Below are 21,040 nucleotides of genomic sequence, written 5' to 3' on the forward strand. Positions count from 1 at the left end.
CTGTAGTAGACTGGTAACGCAACGGCCCCGCCTGTAAGTCGTGTTCTGTGGTAGGAAAACGATCTTACCTGATCGGGGTCGTTGCCCTACTTTGAGGTGATCAAGCCGGCCTGAATAACGCTCTCAGTGGTGAAACGAGATGCGGGCGCGGCGAGACCCGCACGGTGTCACAGCGCGAGACGCACGCGCCGCGCCTGGTCGTTGCGGCGCGGCAGGGCCGGCGGCCACCGGGGAAGGTTCCGCCGGTCGTGGCGGGCGGAACCTTCCCGGTTGGCTCGGGGCGCCGCGGGCCGCCGGCTACTGGAATTGCTCCCAGGGACCGGCGGCGGTGGCCCGGGCGCGCAGCATCGCGTAGCGGCTCCCCGAGTAACCCAGTTCGGCCGAGACGTACCTGCCGTTCGCCGCGGAGATGATGGCCAGGCCGCTGCCCGCGGACACGATGCGGTACAGCTCCCAGGGACCGACGGCGGTGGCCCGGGCCCGGAGCATCGCGTAGTCGCCGCCGGAGTAACCGAGTTCGGCGGAGACGATCCTGCGGTTCGCCTGGGAGGCGATGGAACTGAGTCCACTGCGGGTGTCGGTGCAGATGGTGTAGCGCTCCCACGGTCCGACGGCGGTGGCCCGAGCGCGGAGCATCGCGTAGTTGTTCCCCGAATAACCCAGTTCGGCGGAGACGATCCGGCCATTCGCCCGGGACGTGATGTAGACGTTGTTCGAGCAGACGACCTGCTGCGCGGTGTTGTGCGAAGCGGTCAGGCGGCTCATGGCCTCGGTGAGGCTGATGCCGTTCGCGGGTGCCGCCGCGGCGGCACCGGGCAACACCGCCAGCACGATGCCCGCGGCAAGCAGCAGGGCACCCGTCAGGCCGGCCAGCCGGCCACGCGCGGATAACTCTCTCATTTCGTGGTGTCCTCCCGTTAAGGTGATGTGGAGGGCACAAAGGATGATGTGAATTCACATGTTCGGCGACAGCGAACCTTTGTCACCCTACCGGTCGCTTCCTCGCGGCCGACGATTCGTCACCACTCGGTTGGCCGTACACGCCCGTCGGCGCACCGAACCAGAATCGACATACCCCCTGTTCCCCGTGATTTCAGGCTGGCAGGAAACGGGTGTCAGCGGAAAGCCGCCAGTCGAGTGAGCGGCCCCGGCGACCGAAAAGCGCCCCGACCGTCAGGGGTCGAATGTCGGGTCCACGGTGACCGGAACGTCGAGCAGCAGCGGCTCGCCGCGATCGGCCAGCCCCGGGACGACGTCGTCCAGGATGCCGAGCAGTTCCGCGTGGCCGGTCGGCCGCGACGCGGGGCAACCCAGGGCAAGCGCCAGGTCCCGCACGCTGATCTCGGCGAACCCCGGCCAGGGCGGCTTGCCGCCGCCGTGTCCGCGGGCCAGGTGGTCCAGCACCGCGTACCGGCCGTTGGACAGCACCACGAACAGCGCGCCCACCCCGTAGTGCGCGGCGGTCCACAGCGACTGGATGGCATACAGCGAGGCCCCGTCGCCGACCACGGCCACCACCGGCCGGTCCGGGCGGGCCATCCGCAGGCCGGTCGCCGCGGGCAGGGCGAAGCCGAGCCCACCCATCGCCGCGGACAGGAAGCCCATCGGCGCCCTGGCCGGCAGCAGCGCATGCAGGTCCGGCCGGGTGGACGGGGTCTCCTCCACGACCACGGCGTCCGCCGGCAGCCGCTCGGCCAGCGCGGCCAGCACGTGCGCGGCACGCAGCGGCTCGCTCGGCCCGGGCGGGGGCGGCGGGGCGGCCCGGTGGGTGGCCGGCATCGGCACGTCGCGGGCCGGTACCCGTTCGGCCAGCCGGGCGCACACCTCACCCGGGCCGCCCAGCACGGCCAGCTCGACCGGTGAGCGGTGCGCCTCCTCCGGGTCGTCGGTCACCAGCAGCACCCGGGTACCCGGTTCGGCCAGCGGACCCGGCTCGTACGGGTACTGCCGGAACACCGGAGCGCCCACGCAGAGCACCACGTCGTGCCCGGCCAGGACCTGGCGCAGCCGGGAGCGCGCGGCGGGTAGGTGGCCGGCGAACAGCGGGTGGTCCTGCGGGAAGCCGGCGCGGGCGCCGAACGACTCCTGCCGCACCGGGCAGCGCAGCCGCTCGGCCAGCGCGACCAGGGCCCGCCACGTCGCCCGGTCGTCCGCTCCCGCGCCGACGACCAGCGCCGGCGAGGTGGCCTCGGCGAGCACCTCGACCAGCCGGCCGACCACGGCCTCGTCCACCCCGGTGGCACGGTGCACCTCGGTGGCGGCGGGCAGCACGCCGGAGTCCTCGGCGGGTGCGGACCAGTCGTCCATCGGCACGATCACCAGTGCGGGTCCGCGCCGCTCCCGGGCGGTGTGCCAGGCGCGGGCCAGCGCCCCCGGCACGTCCTGCGCCCGGAGCGGCTGCTCCACGGACACCGGGTAGTCGCCGGCCAGCCCGGTGAGCCGGCCGGTGAGGAACGGCTCCAGCGCCAGGTGCCTGCGGTCCTGCTGGCCGACCAGCACCACCAGCGGCGCCCGGTTGACCCGCGCGGTGGCCAGCGCGCCGACCGCGTTGCCCAGCCCGGCGGTGGTGTGCAGCACCACGAACGCCGGGGACCGCCGGCCCAGCGCCCATCCGGTGGCCATGCCGACCACCGACGCCTCGTGCAGCGCGAGCACGAACTCCAGGTCGTCGGGCAGGTCGGTGAGCATGGGGACCTCGGTGGACCCCGGGTTGGCGAAGATCGTGCCCATGTCGAGGCGGGAGACCACCTCGAAAGCTTCGTCCCGTACCGTGCGCATCGGTCCTCAGGATGCCGGAGTCACCGCGGAGCCGGACGCCTCCGGGGTACCCACCGGGCTCGCCGCGTCCCGCCGTTCCCGCACGAAACACAGCACCGCGAAGCCGACGAAGATCAGCGCCGCGTCCAGCAGCACCGCCTGGGTCCAGCTTCCGGTGACGTCCCGGAGGTAGCCGCCGACCGCGGGCGCGAGCACCGCACCCATCTCGCCGATCAGATTGTTCATCCCGAACGCCGAACCGCGCATCGGTTCGGTGGCCAACTCGGCGATCAGGGCGTGCCCGATGGGCTGCAGCGCGTTGAAGAACAGGCTGGCCGCGAACAGCAGCAACCCCATCACCACCACCGACGGCTTGCCGGTGAGCAGCAGGTACAGGCCGAACACGACGGTCAGCACGCCCTGCGCGAAGGTGAAGCTGACCAGCATGCCCTTGCGCCCCCAGCCGCGCCGCACGCCCAGGTCGGACAGCCACCCGCCGACCGGGAAGCCGAGGATGCCCGCGCCGGCGTTGAACGCGGCGATCAGCGCGGCCTGCAGGAACGACGAGTGCGCGGCCCCGGCGACGATGGCCACCGACCAGAAGCTGAAGAACCACAGGTTCCACAGCACCGCGATGTACGAGATATTGATCATCACCAGGCTGCGGTTGCGCAGCACGGGTCCGATCTCGCCGCGCTTGCTGCGGAACACGAACAGCACCAGGCCGAGCGCGAGCAGGATCTCCATGCCGGCGATCCCCAGCTGCGACGCGCCGAGCCAGACCCCGAGGTAGTAGACGGCCATCACGGCGGCCAGGCAGACCGCCGCGTAGCGGAGCAGCGCCAGGGTGGCCCGGCCGTAGGGCAGGCCGCGCTGGTCGCGGCGGAAGTACCACACCGCGCCGCCGGCAACCACCAGCGTCACCGCGCCCTGCAGCAGGAACGGCATCCGCCACGCGTGCTCGGTGCCCAGCACCGAGCCGAGGTTGATCATCCATGGGGCGAGCAGCGTGGCCAGGGTGATGCCGATGGCCAGGCCGGTGATCACCAGACCCATGGCGAAGCTGCGCCGGTGCACCGGCACCCGCGCGGTGATCAGCGTGCGGTCGTTGGAGTAGAACGCGCCCTCGCCGAGTCCGGTGAGCACGCGCAGCACGATGAACACGGCCAGCCCGCTGATCACGCCGTTGAGCAGGGTGGCGATCCCGGCCCACAGCAGGCTGACGCCGATGATCGTGCGGTGCCCGAAGCGGTCACCGAGGTAGCCGCCGGGGAACTGGGTGAGCATGTAGCCGGCGAAGAACAGGCCACCGATCAACCCCCCGAGCGCGTACGGCATCGGCGCGTCACGCAGGAAGGACACGTGGTGGCCGATCATCCAGGTGACCACCGGGCCGGTGATGGTGCGGTCGGCGGCGCTCACCGTCCAGCCGAGCAGCAGCCAGCCGCACAGCACGTGCCAGGACTGGACGGTCCGGTGCGGGACGGGGTCGGGGCTCGCTGAGGTCATCGTCGACTCCAGACGCACATGTCCTCGGACCGCCGGCAGCGGCCACTTTCCGCTCCCTCGAACGCGGCTGGCCGAGGATGCGCGGCACAAACTAGCCCAGGACAGCAGTATCGGGGAACCATTCGGGCATATAATTCCGCCATGCCGAAAGACCACGGCGCGTCCGGCTCCGACTCGGTGCGCAACGCGCTGCGGATCCTGCTGCTGCTCCGCGAGCGGGAGTCGGCGCGGGTGACCGACGTGAGCGCGCACCTCGGCGTGGCGCCGTCCACCGCGCACCGGCTGCTGTCCACGCTGCGCACCGAGGGTTTCGTGGACCAGGAGGCCGGCAGCCGCCGCTACCGCCTCGGCCTGACCCTGCTGAGCATGGCGCGCGAGGCGCTCACCGACCGCACCCTGCCCCGGGCGGCCCGGCCGCACCTGGAGCGGCTGTGCACCGAGGTGAACGAGACGGTCAACCTGCTGGTGCTGGACGGGGCCGAGGCGCTGTTCGTGGACGGCGTGGAGGGTCGCCACCCGCTGCGCGTGGCGCCCCGCACCGGCGACCGGATCCCGGCCTTCACCGCTGCCGGGGGCAAGGTGCTGCTGGCGGAGCTACCCGAGGGGCGGCTGCGCGGCCACTACCCGCACGGGCTGCCCAGCGTCACGCCGGCGACCATCACCGACTTCGACGCGCTGCTCGCCGAATTGCGGTGCGTGCGCGCCCGGGGCTACGCGGTCAACCTCGGCGAGAGCGTGGTGGACGTGCACGCGGTCGGCGTGCTGGTCCGCGACGGACACGGCGGCCCGCTGGCCGGGCTCACCATTTCCGCACCGGCCAGCCGGCTGCCCCGGGGACGCGCACGGGAACTGGCGCCGCTGCTGCGCCGTACCGCCGCGGCGATCACCGCCGACCTGCCGAGCTGAACAAAGGGGCACGACAAAACAAGGCCTCGGCGCCCTGTCGGCGCGCGAGGCCCTGTCGCCGGGTACCGATGTGCGGCGGGCTGTCACCGCCACCTCTTTAGGCGGCGTTCGCCTTGCCGCCGTGGGCCTTTTCGAAGGCCTCGATGACGTGGCTGGGGATGCGGCCCCGCTCCGACACGTCGTGGCCGTGCTTCTTCGCCCACTCGCGGATGGCCTTGTTCTGCTCCCGGGTGTAGCCGCCGGATTCGGACTTCGCCTTGGGCGTGCTCCCGGCTGTGCCGCGCTTGGCCCGGCCACCGATACGGCGGGCGGCGCCAATGAAGTCCGCCAACTCGTCGCGCAGCTTCGCCGCGTTGGCCGGAGTGAGGTCGATCTCGTAGCTCACGCCATCCAAACCGAACTGAACGGTGGAGATGTCGTCGCTCGTGGTGCCGTCCAGGTCATCGACGAGCTGGACAAGAACCTTCTGGGCCACGGGGGGACTCCTTAGGATGCAACGGTCCAATACCTTCCGGCATCCGGCGGGACGGCGTCCAAAACACCGGATGCCTTCACGGTCGATCACCACCGTAGCACGAAACAACGAGTGTTTCCGCGAACCGGCTTCGAACGAGGGAACCGCGTCGTGATGAGAAGGCATCCGGGGCGGCCACAATGCCCCGAATTAGGGTGCGATACGTCACGCTTCCAACACGGAAGGCACACAGTCGATACCGGCCGGCGCCGGTGCCGCGATGTCCGCAATTTCGGACATCGGCGCCGATCCGCCGCCTGCCGGTAATCGCGGGCGGGCCGGCTCCTGGCCGTCGGGGACAGAGTCGGACAGCCTGTTCCGGAACTGGCCTGACCTGCGATGACGAGTATGGGAACGCGCCGGGGCGAAGCCCCGCGATCGCGGCGCGCCTCATCAGGCACGACCGGAGCGCCGGGTCCCGATCGCGCCCCGGCGACGCGATCGCGGCGCGCGTCCAGGAACAAACACTGACGGTCCGATGACGGATCGGCTCGGCCGGCGGTCGATCCCGCGAACCCTGCCTACGCTCGACGTATGCGTGGTGCTGGCGTGTGGATCGGGGTGCTGTCGATCGGCTCGGCGCTCGCGGTCGGACATCTGGTGGCGGCCGCGACCGGGCCGAACTCCTCCCCCTATCTCGCCGTCGGCAACACCGCGGTCGACCTCACCCCCGAACCGGTGAAGGCGTTCGCCATCCGCGAGTTCGGCGCCGCCGACAAGACGGTGCTCCTCGCCGGCATGGCCGTGGTGCTGCTCGCGCTGGGTGTGCTCGCCGGCCTGGTCTCCCGGCGCCGCGCGTTGCCCGGCCTGCTGCTGGTCGGCGGGCTCGGGGTGGTCGGCATCGCCGCCGCCGCGGCCCGCCCGGACCTCGGCGCGCTCGGTGTGCTGCCGGCGGTGGCCGCCGCCGCGGTCGGGCTCGGCGTGTTCGCCTGGCTGCACCGGCTGGCCACCGCACCCCCGGCGGAAGCCGCGCCCCCGACGGAGGCGACGCCCCCGGCACCCGGCCGGCGGCGGTTCCTGGTCACCGCCGGCTCGGTGGCCGTGGTGGCCGGCGCCGCCGCGGCGATCGGGCAGCGGCTGTCCGCGACGCGCGGCGCCGAGCGGTCCCGCGCCGCGCTCGGCCGCATCGCGCCGGCCGAACCCGCTCCCCCGGTGCCGGCCGGCGCGGACTTCGCCGCCTCCGGCACGCCGACGTTCATCACGCCGAATCGGGACTTCTACCGGGTGGACACCGCGCTGATGGTGCCGCAGATCGAGGCCGGCGACTGGCGGCTGCGGGTGCACGGCATGGTGGACCGCGAACTGGAGCTGAGCTTCGCCGACCTGACCGGCCGCCGCCTGGTGGAGCGGACCATCACGCTGTGCTGCGTGTCCAACGACGTCGGCGGGCCGTACATCTCCACCGCCGACTTCGTCGGGGTGCCGATCCGCGAGGTGCTGGCCGAGGCCGGCGTGCGGCCCGGCGCCCAGCAGGTACTCAGCACCAGCGTGGACGGGTTCACCGCGGGCACCCCGATCGATGTGCTCACCGACCCGAAGCGAGACGCGCTGCTGGCGGTGGCGATGAACGGCGAGCCGCTGCCGGTGGAGCACGGCTTCCCGGTGCGCATGGTCACCCCCGGCCTGTACGGGTACGTGTCGGCGACCAAGTGGCTGACCGACCTGGAGGTGACCACGTTCGACCGGCAGGCGTACTGGGTGCAGCGCGGTTGGGCGCAGCGGGCGCCGGTGAAGACACAGTCCCGGATCGACCGGCCCGCGGCGTTCGGCAAGGTGCCGGCCGGCCGGGTGGTCGCGGCCGGCATCGCCTGGGCCCAGCACACCGGCGTCGACCGGGTCGAGGTGCGCATGGACGGCGGCCCGTGGCAGGTCGCGCAACTGTCCACCGAGGTCAGCACGGACACCTGGCGGATGTGGCGGATCGAGTTGGACGCTCCGCCCGGCGGGCACACGCTGGAGTGCCGCGCCACCGACCGCTCCGGCTACACCCAGACCGGGCAGCGCACCCCGCCCGAACCGGACGGCGCCACCGGCTGGCACTCGGTGTTCTTCACCACCCAGTGATCAGCTGGGCACCGGGTAGGGGCGGCGCCGGGCGGGGGCGCGGCCGGCCGGCTGGCGGGGTGGGACATGCTGCGGCGCCGGCGGGATCGGCAGGGTGACCGGCTCGCCCTCCTTCAGCGCGATCGCCTCGCCGTGGTGCGAGGTGTGCACCGGCTCGCCGCGCACGAGCTGGTAGGTGACCTCGTCACGGCGGATGGTCACGCAGATCCGGCTCCCGGCGAAGCACATCCGGAAGGCGATCCGGCCCAGTTCGGGCGGCAGCCGGGGCGCGAAGGTCAGCTTGCCGCCGTGGTCGCGCATGCCGCCGAACCCGGCGACCGCCACGATCCACGAGCCGGCCAGCGAGGCGATGTGCAGTCCCTGGTGCACGTTGTGGTACAGGTCGTGCAGGTCGGCCAGGGCCGCCTCGGCGAAGTAGTCGTAGGCCAGTTCCAGGTGCCCGACCTCGGCGTTGAGCACCGCCTGGATGCAGGACGACAGCGACGAGTCCCGCACGGTCAGCGGCTCGTAGTAGGCGACGTTGCGGGCCTTCTGCTCCGGGGTGAAGGCATCCCCGCGCAGCCACATGGCCAGCACCAGGTCGGCCTGCTTGATCACCTGCTTGCGGTACAGGTCGAAGTACGGGTAGTGCAGCAGCAGGGGGTAGTTCTCCGGCGGGGTGCCCGCGAAGTCCCAGTAGGCGTGCCGGGTGAACCCCTCGGACTGCGGGTGCACCTGCAGCATGTCGTCCCAGGGCACCACCATCCGGTCGGCCGCGTCCCGCCAGCGGGCCGTCTCCTCCTCGTCCACGCCCAGCTCGCGGGCCAGTTCCGGACGCATCTCGCAGCGGGTGGCCGCCTCACGCAGGTTCCGCTGCGCCATCAGGTTGGTGTAGGTGTTGTTGTCGACGATCGCGGTGTACTCGTCCGGGCCGGTGACGCCGTCGATGCGGAACCGGCCGTGCGCGTCGTGGTGACCCAGCGACGACCACAGCCGGGCGGTCTCCACCAGCAGCTCCAACCCGTACTGCGCCTCGAACTCCTTGTCCCCGGTGGCCGCCAGGTACCGGGCGGTGGCGTCGGCGACGTCCGCGTTGACGTGGAACGCGGCCGTGCCGGCCGGCCAGTACCCGGAGCACTCCTCGCCGTTGATGGACCGCCAGGGAAACGCCGCACCGGCCTGGCCGAGCTGCACGGCGCGCTTCCTCGCCTTGTCCAGGGTGGAATGTCGCCACTGCAGCGCGTTGCGGGCCGCGTCGGGCACGGTGTAAGTGAGCAGCGGAAGTACGAACGTCTCGGTGTCCCAGAAGGCGTGCCCGTCGTAGCCCGGCCCGGTCAACCCCTTCGCCGGGATCGCCCTGGTCTCCCCGCGGGCCCCGGCCTGCAGCACGTGGAACAACGCGAACCGGACCGCCTGCTGCAGCTCGGCGTCGCCGTCGATCTCCACGTCCGCGGAGTCCCAGAAGTCGTCCAGGAACGCGCGCTGCTCGTCGAGCAGGCCCTGCCAGCCGCTCAGCCGTGCGCCGGCCAGCGCGGCGTTGACCTGCGAGAGCAGCGCCTGGGTGGACCGCTGGCTGGACCAGCCGTAGGCGACGTACTTGGTCAGCCGCAGCTTCTGCCCCCGCGGCACCTCGGCGGCCACGGTGAGCCGGCCGAGGTCATCCGACGTGTGGTTCTCCGTCCACACGTCGCCGGGCGCGTCGATCTCGTGGTCCATCGCCGCCGCCATCCGCAGCCCGGAGCGGCGCGTGTGGTGTGCCAGAGCCGCGTGGTATTCCGCCCCCGTGTGGAAATCGGAGACCAGCGCGTTCTCCAGCACGGCGGCGACCCGAGGGTCGTCGGTCTCCCGCTCGATCGGCTCGTTGGCGAGCAGCTCGGACTGGACCACGAGCTGCGCGGGCCCGTCCAGGGGCTCGACCTCGTAGTGAATGGCGCCGATGGCGCGCTGGGTGAACGACACCAGCCGCTCCGAGGTGATCCGCACCTGCCGGCCGGTCGGCGAGATCCACTCGGTGTGGCGGCGCAGTGTGCCGGAACGGAAGTCCAGCACCCGCTCGTGGTTCGGAGCCGAGCCGTAGCGCATGTCCACCGGCTCGTCCTCGACCAGCAACCGGATGATCTTGCCGTCGGTCACGTTGACCACGGTCTGCCCGTCCTCCGGGTAGCCATACCCGGCCTCGGCGTACGGCAGCGGCCGCCGCTCGTAGAAGCCGTTGAGGTAGGTGCCGGGCAGGCCGCGCGGTTCGCCCTCCTCGAACGAGCCCCGGAAGCCGATGTGGCCGTTGGACAGCGCGAACGTGGACTCCGTCTTGCGCAGCGCGTCCAGGTCCAGCCAGCGCCACCGCAGCTCCCACGGGGCGACCTCGTAGCCCGGTAGCTGGCGAGCAGCCGTCACGGCGTTACCCCCTCGAGGATCTCGGCGAGATCAGACACCACGATGTCCGCACCGTGCGCGCGGAGCTCGTCGGCGTGGTGGGTGCGGTCCACGCCGACCACCCAGCCGAAGCCGCCGGCGCGGCCGGCCTGCACGCCGGCCAGCGCGTCCTCGAACACCGCCGCCTGTGCCGGGTTGGCGCCGAGCGCCTTCGCGCCGGCCAGGAACGAGTCCGGTTCCGGCTTGCCGCGCAGCTTCTGGCGGTTGATCACCAGGCCGTCGATGCGGGCCTGGACAAACCGGCTGAGGCCGGCCGCGTCAAGCACGGATGCGCCGTTCTCCGAGGAGGTGACGACGGCGACGGCGAGGCCGGCGTCCCGCACCGCCTCCAGGTAGCGCACCGAGCCGGGATAGGGCGTGACCCCGTGCTCCTGGATGATCTTCAGCAGCGCGTCGTTCTTCCGGTTGCCCACCCCGTACACGGTGTCCGCGGTGGGCGGGTCGTCGTGGCCGCCCTCCGGCAGGGTGATCCCGCGGGAGGCGAGGAACTGGCGCACCCCGTCCGCCCTCGGCCGGCCGTCCACGTACTCGACGTAGTCGGTCTCGGTGAACGGCCGGAACCTCTCGCGCTCGTGCTCCCGCAGGAACGCGTCGAAGGTCTGCTTCCACGCCGCCATGTGCTGGGCGGCGGTGCTGGTCAGCACGCCGTCGAGGTCGAAGAGGCAGGCCGTGATCCCTTCGGGCGCCACCCGTTGCCCCATGTCTGCCCTAGCCCTTCTTCTCCGCGTGGCCGCCGAACTCGCTCCGCATCGCGGAGAGCAGTTCATCGCTGAAGTTGCCGAGGCCGCGGGACTCGAAACGTTCGTTCAGCGCGGCGGTGATCACGGGGGCGGGCACGCTCTCGTCGATCGCCGCGTGTACCGTCCACCGGCCCTCGCCGGAGTCGGAGACGCGACCGGCGAAACCGCTCAGTTCCGGCGAGCGGGCCAGCGCGTCCGCGCACAGGTCGACCAGCCAGGAGCCGACCACCGAACCGCGCCGCCACACCTCCGCGACCTCGGCGACGTCGATGTCGTACCGGTACGCCTCCGGGTCGCGCAACGGCGCGGTCTCCGCGTCGACGGTGTGCTCCTTCTCGCCGGCGTTGGCGTTCTTGATGATGCTCAGACCCTCCGCGATGGCGCCCATCATCCCGTACTCCACGCCGTTGTGGACCATCTTGACGAAGTGGCCGGCGCCGCTGGGGCCACAGTGGAGGTAGCCGTGCGGTGCGGTGCCGTCCCGGGTCCGGCCGGGCGTGGGCGGCGCGCTGCCCGCGCCGGGGGCGATGCTGGCGAAGATCGGGTCCAGCCGGCGGACCGGCTCGTCCTCCCCGCCGATCATCAGGCAGTAGCCGCGTTCCAGCCCCCACACCCCGCCGGAGGTGCCGCAGTCCACGTAGTGCAGGCCGCGCTGGCCGAGTTGCCGGGCGCGGGTGATGTCGTCCCGGTAGAACGAGTTGCCGCCGTCGATCACCACGTCGTCCCGGTCCAGCTCGTCGACCAGGTTGTCCAGCGTGGACTGCACCACCCCGGCCGGCAGCATCAGCCACACCGCCCTGGGCGGGGCCAGCTTCGCCACCAGGTCGCGCAGTGAGGTGGCCCCGCCGGCACCCTCCGCGGCGAGCTCATGGACCGGGCCCGCGTTGACGTCGTAGACGACGCAGCGGTGCCCGTCCCGCATCAACCGGCGCACCAGGTTGGCGCCCATCCGGCCGAGCCCGATCATGCCGAGCTGCATGGGTCTGTCGGTAGCCATGGTGACCTCCCCCTAGTGCCTGAGCGCCCGGTACCTCCGGATCAGCGCGTTGGTGGACGAGTCGTGGTTCAGCTCGGGTTCGCCGGTGGCGGTCAGCTCGGGCGTGATGTTCGCGGCGAGCACCTTGCCCAGCTCGACGCCCCACTGGTCGAAGGAGTTGATGCCCCAGATCGTGCCCTGGGTGAACACGCTGTGCTCGTACAGCGCGACCAGGGCGCCGAGCAGCCGGGGGGTGAGCTTCTCGGCGAGCAGCACGTTGCTGGGCCGGTTGCCCGGCATCACCCGGTGCGCGGCGAGTTCCGGAGACGTGCCCTCGGCCACCACCTCCTGCTCGGTGCGGCCGAATGCCAGCGCCTGCGCCTGGGCGAACACGTTGGCGTTCAGCTTGTCGTGGTGGTCGCCGAGCGGGTTGAGGCTGTTCGCGAAGCCGATCAGGTCGGCGGGAATCAGCGGGGTGCCCTGGTGGATGAGCTGGTAGAAGCTGTGCTGGCCGTTGGTGCCCGGCTCGCCCCAGTACACCGGGCCGGTGGGGTAGTCCACCGCCCGGCCGTCCAGGGTGACGTGCTTACCGTTGGACTCCATGGTGAGCTGCTGCAGGTACGCCGGGAACCGCTTGAGGTACTGGTCGTAGGGCAGCACGGCGATGCTCTGCGCGCCGAAGAAGTCCACGTACCAGACGGCGAGCAGACCCATCAGCACGGGCAGGTTCTCCGCCAGCGGCGCAGTGCGGAAGTGCTCGTCCATCTCGTGGAACCCGGCCAGCAGCTCGGCGAAGTTCTCCGGGCCGATGGCGACCATGGTGGACAGCCCGATGGCCGAGTCCATCGAGTACCGGCCGCCGACCCAGTCCCAGAACCCGAACATGTTGGTGGTGTCGATGCCGAACTCGGCGACCCGCTCGGCATTGGTGGACACCGCGACGAAGTGCCGGGCCACCGCGTCCTCACCGCCCAGCGCGTCGACGATCCACCGCCGCGCGGAGTGCGCGTTGGTCAGGGTTTCCAGCGTGCCAAAGGTCTTGGAGGACACGATGAACAGCGTCTCCTCCGGGGACAGGTCGCGGGTGGCCTCCACGAAGTCGGTGGCGTCCACGTTGGACACAAACCGGAAGGTGAGGTCGCGCCGGGTGTAGTGGCGCAGCGCCTCGTAGGCCATCACCGGGCCGAGGTCGGAGCCGCCGATGCCGATGTTGACGATGTTGCGGATCGACCTGCCGGTATGCCCCCGCCACTCACCGGAGCGGATACGGCCGGCGAAGTCGGCCATCCGGTCCAGTACCTCGTGCACCTGCGCGACCACGTCGACGCCGTCCACGACGAGCGAGCTGCCCTTCGGCATGCGCAGCGCGACGTGCAGCACGGAGCGGTTCTCCGTGGTGTTGATCCGCTCGCCGCGGAACATCGCGTCCCGGCGTTCCTCGACCCCGCACTCGCGGGCGAGCTGGACCAGCAGCCGCAGCGTCTCGTCGGTGATCCGGTTCTTCGAGTAGTCCAGGTACAGGCCGGCCGCCTCGGCGCACAGGCGCTTGCCGCGTTCCGGGTCCTCCGCGAACAGCCGCCGCAGGTGCACGCCGCCGATCTCGGCGTGGTGGCGTTCGAGCGCCTGCCAGGCGGGATGCTCGCGGAGCGGGGTGGTCGGCATCGGTGCTTCCTCCGGGTCGGTGGGTGAACAAGATCCGATTATCAGGGTCAGACCAGCGACATGCGCTGCGCGGAGATCCGTGTCATCAGGTCGTTCCAGGAACGCACGAACGCGGCGGCGCCGTCCCGTTGCAGTTTCGCGGCCAGTGCGGGCAGGTCGACGCCCGCCTCGGTGAACGCGGCGAGCAGCGCGTCGGCGCCGTCGCCGTCGGCCGGCATCGGCTCGCCGACCTCGCCGTGGTCGTAGAACGCCTCCAGCGTCACGTCCGGCATGGTGTTGATGGTGAAGGGTGCCGCCAAACCGCGCACATACAGCGTGTCCGACGCCTCCGGGTCCTTGGTCTTGGTGGACGCCCACAGCAGCCGCTGCATACGGCCACCGGCGTTCTCGACCCGCTGCACCCGGTCGGAGTCGGCCAGTTCCCGGTACGCCCGGTAGGTGGCAAGGCCGACGGCCAGGCCGAGCCGGTCACGCAGCCGCTCCGGCACGTGGTCGGCGACGGCCGCGTCCCAGCGGGACATGAACACCGAGGCCACCGACCCCACCGCCGGGTCGAGGCCGCGCTCGATCCGCCGCTGGACGCCGGTCAGGTAGGCGTCGGCGGCGGCCCGGTAGTGGTCGGCGGAGAACAGCAGGGTGACGTTGATCGGCACCCCGGAGGCGACGCACTCGGTGATCGCCGGCAGCCCCTCGGGCGTGCCCGGGATCTTGACCAGCAGGTTCTTCCGGGCGGCCCGGGTGTAGAGCGCCTTCGCCGCCTCGATGGTGCGGGTGGTCTCGTAGGCCAGCAGCGGGGAGACCTCCAGCGACACCCACCCGTCCACGCCGTCGGTGCGCTCGTGAACCGGCAGGAACAGGTCGGCGGCGCGGCGGAGGTCCTCGATGGCCAGGTCGAAGAACAGTTCCTCGCCGGCCAGGCCGCGGGCCGACTTCTCCCGGATGGCGTCGTCGTAGTAGCCGGACTCGATCGCCTTGTCGAAGATCGACGGGTTGGAGGTCAGCCCGGTCACCGAGTACTCGTCGATATAGCGCTGGATCTGGCCGCTGTCGAGCATCTGCCGGGTGATGTTGTCCAGCCACAGACTTTGCCCGTGCTCGCGCAGGATCTCGGTCGCTCTCATCGGTTACCCGTCCCCTCCGCCACCAACTCGCTGGCGATCTGGGCCACCCGTTCCGGGGTGAACCCGAACTTGGACAGCAACTGCTTGAGCGGCGCGGACGCGCCGAAGGTGTGCATGCCGACCACCGCGCCGGCGTCGCCCACGTAGCGGTCCCAGCCGAGCGTGGCGGCCTGTTCGACGCCGACCCGGGCGCGTACCTCCGGCGGCAGCACCTCGTCCCGGTACGCGCGGGGTTGCCGGTCGAACAACTCCCAGCAGGGCATGCTCACCACACGCGCGGCGATACCCTCGGCGTTCAGCTCCTCCCTGGCGGCCAGCGCGATGGCCACCTCGGACCCGGTGGCCAGCAGCAGCACGTCTGGCCGGCCGGTGGGAGCGTCGGCCAGCACGTACGCCCCGCGCGCCACCCCTTCCGCCGCGCCCAGGCCGGCGCGGTCCAGGGTGGGCAGCTTCTGGCGGGACAGCACCAGCGCGGCCGGTTCGTGGCGCAGCGCCGCCACCACCCGCCAGGTCTCCACCACCTCGTTCGCGTCGCACGGGCGGAACACCAGCAGGCCGGGGATGGCGCGCAGCGAGGCCAACTGCTCGACCGGCTGGTGGGTGGGGCCGTCCTCGCCAACGCCGATCGAGTCGTGCGTGAAGATATGGATCACCGGCAGTTCCATCAGCGCGGACAGCCGGATCGCGCCGCGGGCGTAGTCGGAGAAGGTCAGGAACGTCGACCAGTAGGGGCGCAGCTTGGTCAGCGACAGCCCGTTGGCGACCGCCGCGGCGGCGTGCTCCCGGATGCCGAGGTGGAAGTTGCGGCCGATCCGGTCGTCGGCCTCGAAATCCTCCGCCGAGGTCAGCGTGGTCTTGGTGGACGGTGCCAGGTCGGCGGAGCCGCCGAGCAGCCATGGAATCCGCTGGGCCAGGGCGTTGAGCACCCGACCCGAGGAGTCCCGGGTGGCGATGCCCGCCGGGTCGGCGGGGAACGACGGCAGCGCGTCCTGCCAGCCCTCCGGCAGTTCGCGGCGCTGCATGTGGTCGACCTCGTCGGCGAGTTCCGGGTAGGCGAGCCGGTACTCGGCGAACATGCCCTCCCACGCCTGCCGGGCCTCGCCGCCGCGCGCGCCGACGCCAGCGGCGAAGTGCTCGTACACGCCGGGTGGGACGAAGAAGTCCGCGTCCTCCGGGATGCCCAGCGCGCGCTTGGTGGCCCGCACCCCGTCCGGGCCGAACGGCGCACCGTGCGCCTTCGGCGAGTCCTCCACCGGCGAGCCGTAGCCGATGTGGCTGTGCACGAGGATCAGCGTGGGCCGCTGCTGCTCGGCGCGGAACGTGTGCAGCGCCCTGGCGACCTGGTCGACGTCGTTGGCGTCCGCCACGGTGGTCACGTTCCAGCCGTAGGCGACGAACCGGGCGGCGACGTCCTCGGTGAACGCGAGGTCGGTGTGGCCCTCGATGGTGACCCGGTTGGAGTCGTAGATCCAGCACAGGTTGGCGAGCCGCAGGTGGCCGGCCAGCGAGGCCGCCTCACCGGAGATGCCCTCCATCATGCAGCCGTCGCCGGCCAGCGCGTACACGTCGAAGTCGAACAGCGGGAAGCCTTCCCGGTTGTACCGGGCGGCCAGCCACTGACCGGCGATCGCCATGCCCACCGAGGTGGCCACGCCCTGGCCGAGCGGCCCGGTGGTCGCTTCCACCCCGCTGGTCCAGCGGTACTCGGGGTGGCCGGGGCAGTGCGAGTCGAGCTGCCGGAACGTCCTGAGGTCGTCCATGGTCACCGCGGGCCGGCCGAGCACCTCGTAGTCGGGGTCGACGGCGCGCACCCCGGCGAGGTGCAGCAGCGACCACAGCAGCGCCGAGGCGTGGCCCTCGGACAGCACGAACCGGTCCCGGTTCGGCCAGATCGGGTTGGCCGGGTCGAACCGGAGGAACCGCTGCCACAGCGTGTACGCGACCGGCGCGATACCCATCGGCGTGCCGGGGTGGCCGGACTCGGCCCGCTGCACAGCATCCATGCACAGGCCGCGGACGGTGTTGACGGCCAGCGTGTCCGCGTCGACGGTGATGGTCACGGTCGCTCCCCCCGAATGGTTCTACGGTGCCGGGACGGCGGCGGGCCGGCCCAGCGACAGCGGTGCGAACAGTGCCGCGCCGACGATTCCGGCGTCGTTGTGCAGCCGGGCCGGGACGACCTCGGTGCGCAACTCGATGTGCGGCAGGAACTTCTCCGCCTTCCTGCTCACCCCGCCGCCGATGACGATCAGCCGCGGCCACAGCAGCCGCTGCACCAGTTCGAGGTAGTGCTGCAGCCGGTGCGCGTAGTGCTTCCAGGACAGGTCCTCGCGTTCCCGCACCGACTCGGCCACCCAGTCCTCGGCGTCCCCGTGGTGCAGCGGCAGGTGGCCCAGTTCGGTGTTGGGCACCAGCACCCCGTCGCTGAACACCGCGGTGCCGATCCCGGTGCCGAGGGTGACCACCACGACCACGCCGCCGCGGCCCTTGCCGGCGCCGTAGCGCATCTCGGCGATCCCGGCGGCGTCCGCGTCGTTGAGCACCCCGACCGGCCGGCCGGTGGCCCGCCCGAACAGCTCGACGGCGTGCACCCCCAGCCACGACGGGTCGATGTTGGCCGCCGTCTCCACCACCCCGTCGGCGACGACCGCGGGCAGCGTGACCCCCACCGGGCCGGCCACGTCCAAGTGGTCCAGCACCTCGGCGACCACGTCGGCCACCCGGTCCGGGGTCGCCGGCCGCGGGGTGGGCAGTCGCACCCGGTCGGTGGCGAACCGGCCGACGGAGAGGTCAACGGGCGCGCCTTTGATCCCGGAGCCACCGACGTCGATGCCGACGACCCTGCCCGAGGTGGCACGCCTGGTACTGATGGGCCGGTCCCCCGTTCCCGATGCTCGCCCGGGAACGTCCTGCGTACCCGGCTGACGCACCCAGGCTCATGCCTGGCCACCCGGCGGGGCAGATGGCCAGCGGCCGTCTTCGGATGGACGAAAGGCCCGGACGCGGCGGGGCGGTCGGCTCAGGCGCTTTCCGCCGCGCCTTCCGGTGTGAACGGGGGCAGGCGGTACTCGGTGACGCCGTCCACGGTGGACGACTCCAGCTCGCCCCGGCGCACCAGCAGGGCCAGGTGCGCCGAGGTTTCGCCGACCGCGAGCAGCTGGTTGAACACGTCCAGGTCGTCGAAGTGCCGGTGCCGGCGGGTCCAGCCGAGCCGCCGGGCCGACTCGTACGCGGTGGCCGCGCCGTCGCGGACGGTCTCCAGGGTGGCGGCCAGCCGCTCGTCGTGGTGGCGCAGCAGCTCCGTCACGCGGCCGTGCACGCTGGGCGCCACCGGGCCGTGCGCGGGCAGCAGCCGCATGTCCGGGTAGTCGCGCAGCAGCCGCAGCGAGTCGAGGTAGTCACCGAGCGGCTGCTTCGCCCTGGCCGGCTCGAACCCGATCGACGGTGTGATGTGCGGCAACACGTGGTCCCCGGCGAACAGCAAGGACGACTCCGGGTCGAGGAACACCACGTGCCCCTGGGTGTGGCCGGGGGTGGGGATCGCGCGCAGCGTCCGCTTGTCCAGGTCGACGTCGGCGGGCCCGGTCAGCCACTCGTCGGGCTGGTCGTAGGCCTGCTGGGCCTTGCTCCGGTCGATGCCGGCGTACATCGCGGCCAGCCGCTCCAGCATGGGTTCGGCGCCCCAGGAGATGAGGTCGGCGAGCTGGTCGCTCTCCTGGCCGGCGATGATCCGGTTCAGCGAGGGTTGCTCCCCGATGCCCAGCGCCACCTTGGCGCCGTACATCCGGCGCAGCGTCAGCGCCATCGTGTAGTGGTCCCGGTGCACGTGGGTGACCAGGAAGCGGCGGATGTCCTCGAAACCATAGCCGAGCGAGCCGAGCGCCGACTCGAGCTGGGTGCGGGCCTCCTCCAGGGCCCACCCGGAGTCGATCATGACGAGCCCGTCGCCGTCCTCGATCGCATAGACGTTCACCGCGCGCAGGCCGTCGTTCGGCAGTGGCAGCGGGATGCGGTGCACGCCGGGTGCGACCTCGTAGCTGCCCGGCTCGGTCCAGGACTGCGGCACGGTGGACATGCGCCTTCTCCCGTCGCCTACTTCGTTGAGAACAGCAACCTCCCGACGGTACGTCGGGTAAGCCCCTGTTAACACGCTGACCGTGGCGACCACCACACCCCCAGCCGCCGCGACCGGCCGCCCCCACCGCGCCACCAACCTCCGCGGCATCCGGAAAATGCGCGGCGTTCATCACGGTGCCTTTATTCAGAAGTTCTCGTCATTCAGCGACACCGTGCGGTCTACACGGCCCTCACCACACCGGCCGCTCGCCCGGGCCTGGCGGCCCGTGGCCGCTGGGCCGGTTCTGAACGACGTTCACAATGTTGAGGTTTTCCTTCACACAAATCGGCGCGGTTCCGGCCCTGTTCACGGCACCGGCGCTATCGGCATCACAAAACTACTCTCGCGATGACCGGCCAACACACGTACGGAGTAGCGGGAATCCGACGAACGGTTGTCACGAAAGCGCGGACCAGCGGGCAGAGTATTCCGTCCGGAGTGGCCCCCGATGTGCGGGGTTCTGGCCGGGACGGTGGGCCGGTTTGGTGGAGGAGGACGGGTGAAAATTCGGAGAGGTCTGGTCAACGGGTTGTTCGTGTCGGCGTCGGTATTAGTGCTCGCCTTCGGCGCCGGCGGCACCGCCGCGGCGCAGCAGCAACAGGACGACTACACGGTGCTGGTTGCCGACGGCGCCAGCCGGGATGCCGCCGTGGCCGCCGTTCGCGCCGCGGGCGGCACCGTGGTCAGGGAGAACACCGCCATCGGCGCGCTGACCGTCCGCGCCCCGGCCGCCGGATTCGTGCAGCGGGTGGCGTCATCCCACGCCTTACTCGGCGCGACCCACGCCCGACCCATCGGGCACCTTCCGCACGGCGGCAACACCCCGCAGCAACGCGACGCGGTGGAGAAGGAGAACCACGACGGCGCCGCCATCGGGCCGCGCGTCCAGCGTGGCCCCGCCACGGCCGGCATGGATCCGCTGGACGACAAGCTGTGGGGCCTGAAAATGGTCCGCTCCGACCTGGCCCGCACCCGGCAGGCCGGCGACCGGCGGGTCTACGTCGGCGTGCTGGACACCGGCATCGACGGCACCCACCCGGACATCGCGCCGAACTTCGACTACGGGCTGTCCCGCAACTTCACCGTGGACATTCCCACCGACTCCACCGGGGCGACCGTCGACGGGCCGTGCGAATTCCGTGGCTGCGTCGACCCGGTGGACCACGACGACAACGGCCACGGCACGCACGTGGCCGCCACGATCGCCGCCGCGGCCAACGGGTTCGGCGTCTCCGGCGTCGCCCCGAACGTCACCCTGGTCAACATCCGCGGCGCCCAGGACAGCGGCTTCTTCTTCCTCCAGCCGGTGGTGGACGCGCTCACCTACGCCGGCGACGCCGGGCTGGACGTCGTCAACATGTCCTTCTACCTCGATCCCTGGCTGTACAACTGCACCGCCAACCCGGCGGACAGCCCGGAGGCGCGGATCGAGCAGCGGACCACCATCGCGGCGATGCGGCGCGCCCTCGACTACGCGCACGACCGGGGCGTCACGTTGGTGGCGGCGCTCGGCAACAACCACGAGGATCTGGGCCACCCGCGCACCGACACGTCCAGCCCGGACTACCCGGCTAACGCCGCCTACCCCCGGCCGATCGACAACGCGACCTGCCTGGACCTGCCGGTCGAGGGCCCGCACGTGATCGGGGTTTCCGCGCTCGGCCCGTCCGGCGGCAAGGCCGACTACTCCAACTACGGCGTCGAGCAGATCTCCGTGTCGGCGCCCGGCGGCTACTTCCGGGACGGCTTCGGCACCGACTGGTACCGCACCAACGAGAACCTGATCCTGTCCGCCTACCCGCGCAACGTCGCGCTGGCCGCCGGCGCGATCGACGCCGAAGGCAACGTCACCGCGGCCGGCCAGGCGGTCGGCGTGCAGAAGTTCTGCTCCGGCGCCACCTGCGGCTACTACCAGTACCTGCAGGGCACCTCGATGGCCACGCCGCATGTCGTCGGGGTCGCCGCGCTGATCGTCAGCCAGTACGGCCGGCCCGACCCCCGGCACCGCGGCACACTCACCATGTCCCCGGACGCCGTGGAACGGGTTCTGGAGGGCACCGCGACCCGGCGGCCGTGCCCGGTGCCGGCGACGGTGTCCTACGAGAACGTGGGCCGGTCCGCGGAGTTCACCGCGACCTGTGAGGGCACCGAGGCGTTCAACGGTTTCTACGGGCACGGCATCGTGGACGCCTATGGCGCGGTGACCAGGGGCGCCGCGTTCCTGCGCGGCTGACCCGGCGGGTCCGGCTGGCGTGGCGGCGG

Annotated in this window: 15 protein-coding genes; 3 read left to right on the top strand and 12 right to left on the bottom strand. The window is 71.6% G+C overall.

Annotated features, from left to right (window positions below; all coding sequences use genetic code 11):
- Positions 1–297: 297 nt before the first annotated feature.
- The 3 genes from FFT21_RS22105 to FFT21_RS22115 all read right to left on the bottom strand — a co-directional run bounded on the left by FFT21_RS22105 (position 298) and on the right by FFT21_RS22115 (position 4,266).
- On the bottom strand, positions 298–900 hold the full coding sequence (locus FFT21_RS22105; protein ID WP_137815845.1) for a fascin domain-containing protein: 603 nt from the start codon (positions 898–900) through the stop codon (positions 298–300).
- Positions 901–1,173: 273 nt separating this feature from the next.
- Positions 1,174–2,778 (bottom strand): thiamine pyrophosphate-dependent enzyme, encoded by a 1,605-nt coding sequence (locus FFT21_RS22110; RefSeq protein ID WP_137815846.1) that lies wholly within the window; start codon positions 2,776–2,778, stop codon positions 1,174–1,176.
- 6 nt (positions 2,779–2,784) lie between these two features.
- Entirely contained in the window at positions 2,785–4,266 is a 1,482-nt protein-coding gene (locus FFT21_RS22115; RefSeq protein ID WP_137815847.1) for an MFS transporter, read from the bottom strand.
- A gap of 141 nt (positions 4,267–4,407) precedes the next feature.
- Between FFT21_RS22115 and FFT21_RS22120 the strand changes: the two genes are divergently transcribed.
- Positions 4,408–5,172 (top strand): IclR family transcriptional regulator, encoded by a 765-nt coding sequence (locus FFT21_RS22120; protein ID WP_137815848.1) that lies wholly within the window; start codon positions 4,408–4,410, stop codon positions 5,170–5,172.
- Between the two features lie 97 nt (positions 5,173–5,269).
- On the opposite strand, the gene FFT21_RS22125 is transcribed toward FFT21_RS22120, so the two are convergent.
- Positions 5,270–5,647 (bottom strand): histone-like nucleoid-structuring protein Lsr2, encoded by a 378-nt coding sequence (locus FFT21_RS22125; protein WP_137815849.1) that lies wholly within the window; start codon positions 5,645–5,647, stop codon positions 5,270–5,272.
- Between the two features lie 573 nt (positions 5,648–6,220).
- On the opposite strand from FFT21_RS22125, the gene FFT21_RS22130 reads away from it, so the two are divergent.
- The gene (locus FFT21_RS22130) at positions 6,221–7,750 is read left to right on the top strand and encodes a molybdopterin-dependent oxidoreductase (protein WP_137815850.1); all 1,530 of its coding nucleotides are present in this window, start codon (positions 6,221–6,223) and stop codon (positions 7,748–7,750) included.
- On the opposite strand, the gene FFT21_RS22135 is transcribed toward FFT21_RS22130, so the two are convergent.
- From FFT21_RS22135 to FFT21_RS22170, 8 genes are all read right to left on the bottom strand, one after another.
- Positions 7,751–10,123 carry a glycoside hydrolase family 65 protein gene (locus tag FFT21_RS22135; protein ID WP_137815851.1) on the bottom strand — a complete coding sequence of 791 codons (2,373 nt, stop codon included), beginning with the start codon at positions 10,121–10,123 and terminating at the stop codon, positions 7,751–7,753. It abuts the gene before it with no gap.
- Positions 10,120–10,863, bottom strand: a complete 744-nt coding sequence (locus FFT21_RS22140) for an HAD family hydrolase (RefSeq protein WP_137815852.1) — start codon at positions 10,861–10,863, stop codon at positions 10,120–10,122. Before FFT21_RS22140 ends, FFT21_RS22135 begins: the two co-directional genes overlap by 4 nt.
- Before the next feature lie 7 nt (positions 10,864–10,870).
- Complete coding sequence (gnd, locus tag FFT21_RS22145) at positions 10,871–11,899, bottom strand: phosphogluconate dehydrogenase (NAD(+)-dependent, decarboxylating) (RefSeq protein WP_137815853.1); 1,029 nt, start codon at positions 11,897–11,899, stop codon at positions 10,871–10,873.
- A gap of 12 nt (positions 11,900–11,911) precedes the next feature.
- Positions 11,912–13,540, bottom strand: a complete 1,629-nt coding sequence (gene pgi, locus FFT21_RS22150) for a glucose-6-phosphate isomerase (RefSeq protein WP_137815854.1) — start codon at positions 13,538–13,540, stop codon at positions 11,912–11,914.
- 47 nt (positions 13,541–13,587) lie between these two features.
- Positions 13,588–14,661 carry a transaldolase gene (gene tal, locus FFT21_RS22155; protein WP_137815855.1) on the bottom strand — a complete coding sequence of 358 codons (1,074 nt, stop codon included), beginning with the start codon at positions 14,659–14,661 and terminating at the stop codon, positions 13,588–13,590.
- A complete protein-coding gene (tkt, locus tag FFT21_RS22160; RefSeq protein ID WP_225978636.1) occupies positions 14,658–16,721 on the bottom strand; it encodes a transketolase in 2,064 nt (687 codons plus the stop codon). Before tkt ends, tal begins: the two co-directional genes overlap by 4 nt.
- A 21-nt stretch (positions 16,722–16,742) precedes the next feature.
- Complete coding sequence (ppgK, locus tag FFT21_RS22165) at positions 16,743–17,591, bottom strand: polyphosphate--glucose phosphotransferase (protein ID WP_307722954.1); 849 nt, start codon at positions 17,589–17,591, stop codon at positions 16,743–16,745.
- Positions 17,592–17,680: 89 nt separating this feature from the next.
- On the bottom strand, positions 17,681–18,736 hold the full coding sequence (locus tag FFT21_RS22170; protein WP_137815856.1) for an MBL fold metallo-hydrolase: 1,056 nt from the start codon (positions 18,734–18,736) through the stop codon (positions 17,681–17,683).
- Positions 18,737–19,226: 490 nt separating this feature from the next.
- Between FFT21_RS22170 and FFT21_RS22175 the strand changes: the two genes are divergently transcribed.
- Positions 19,227–21,011 (top strand): S8 family serine peptidase, encoded by a 1,785-nt coding sequence (locus FFT21_RS22175; protein ID WP_137815857.1) that lies wholly within the window; start codon positions 19,227–19,229, stop codon positions 21,009–21,011.
- Positions 21,012–21,040: the final 29 nt, after the last annotated feature.

The sequence above is a fragment of the Gandjariella thermophila genome (assembly GCF_005405885.1).
In the GTDB taxonomy this organism is placed as follows: Bacteria; Actinomycetota; Actinomycetes; order Mycobacteriales; family Pseudonocardiaceae; genus Gandjariella; species Gandjariella thermophila.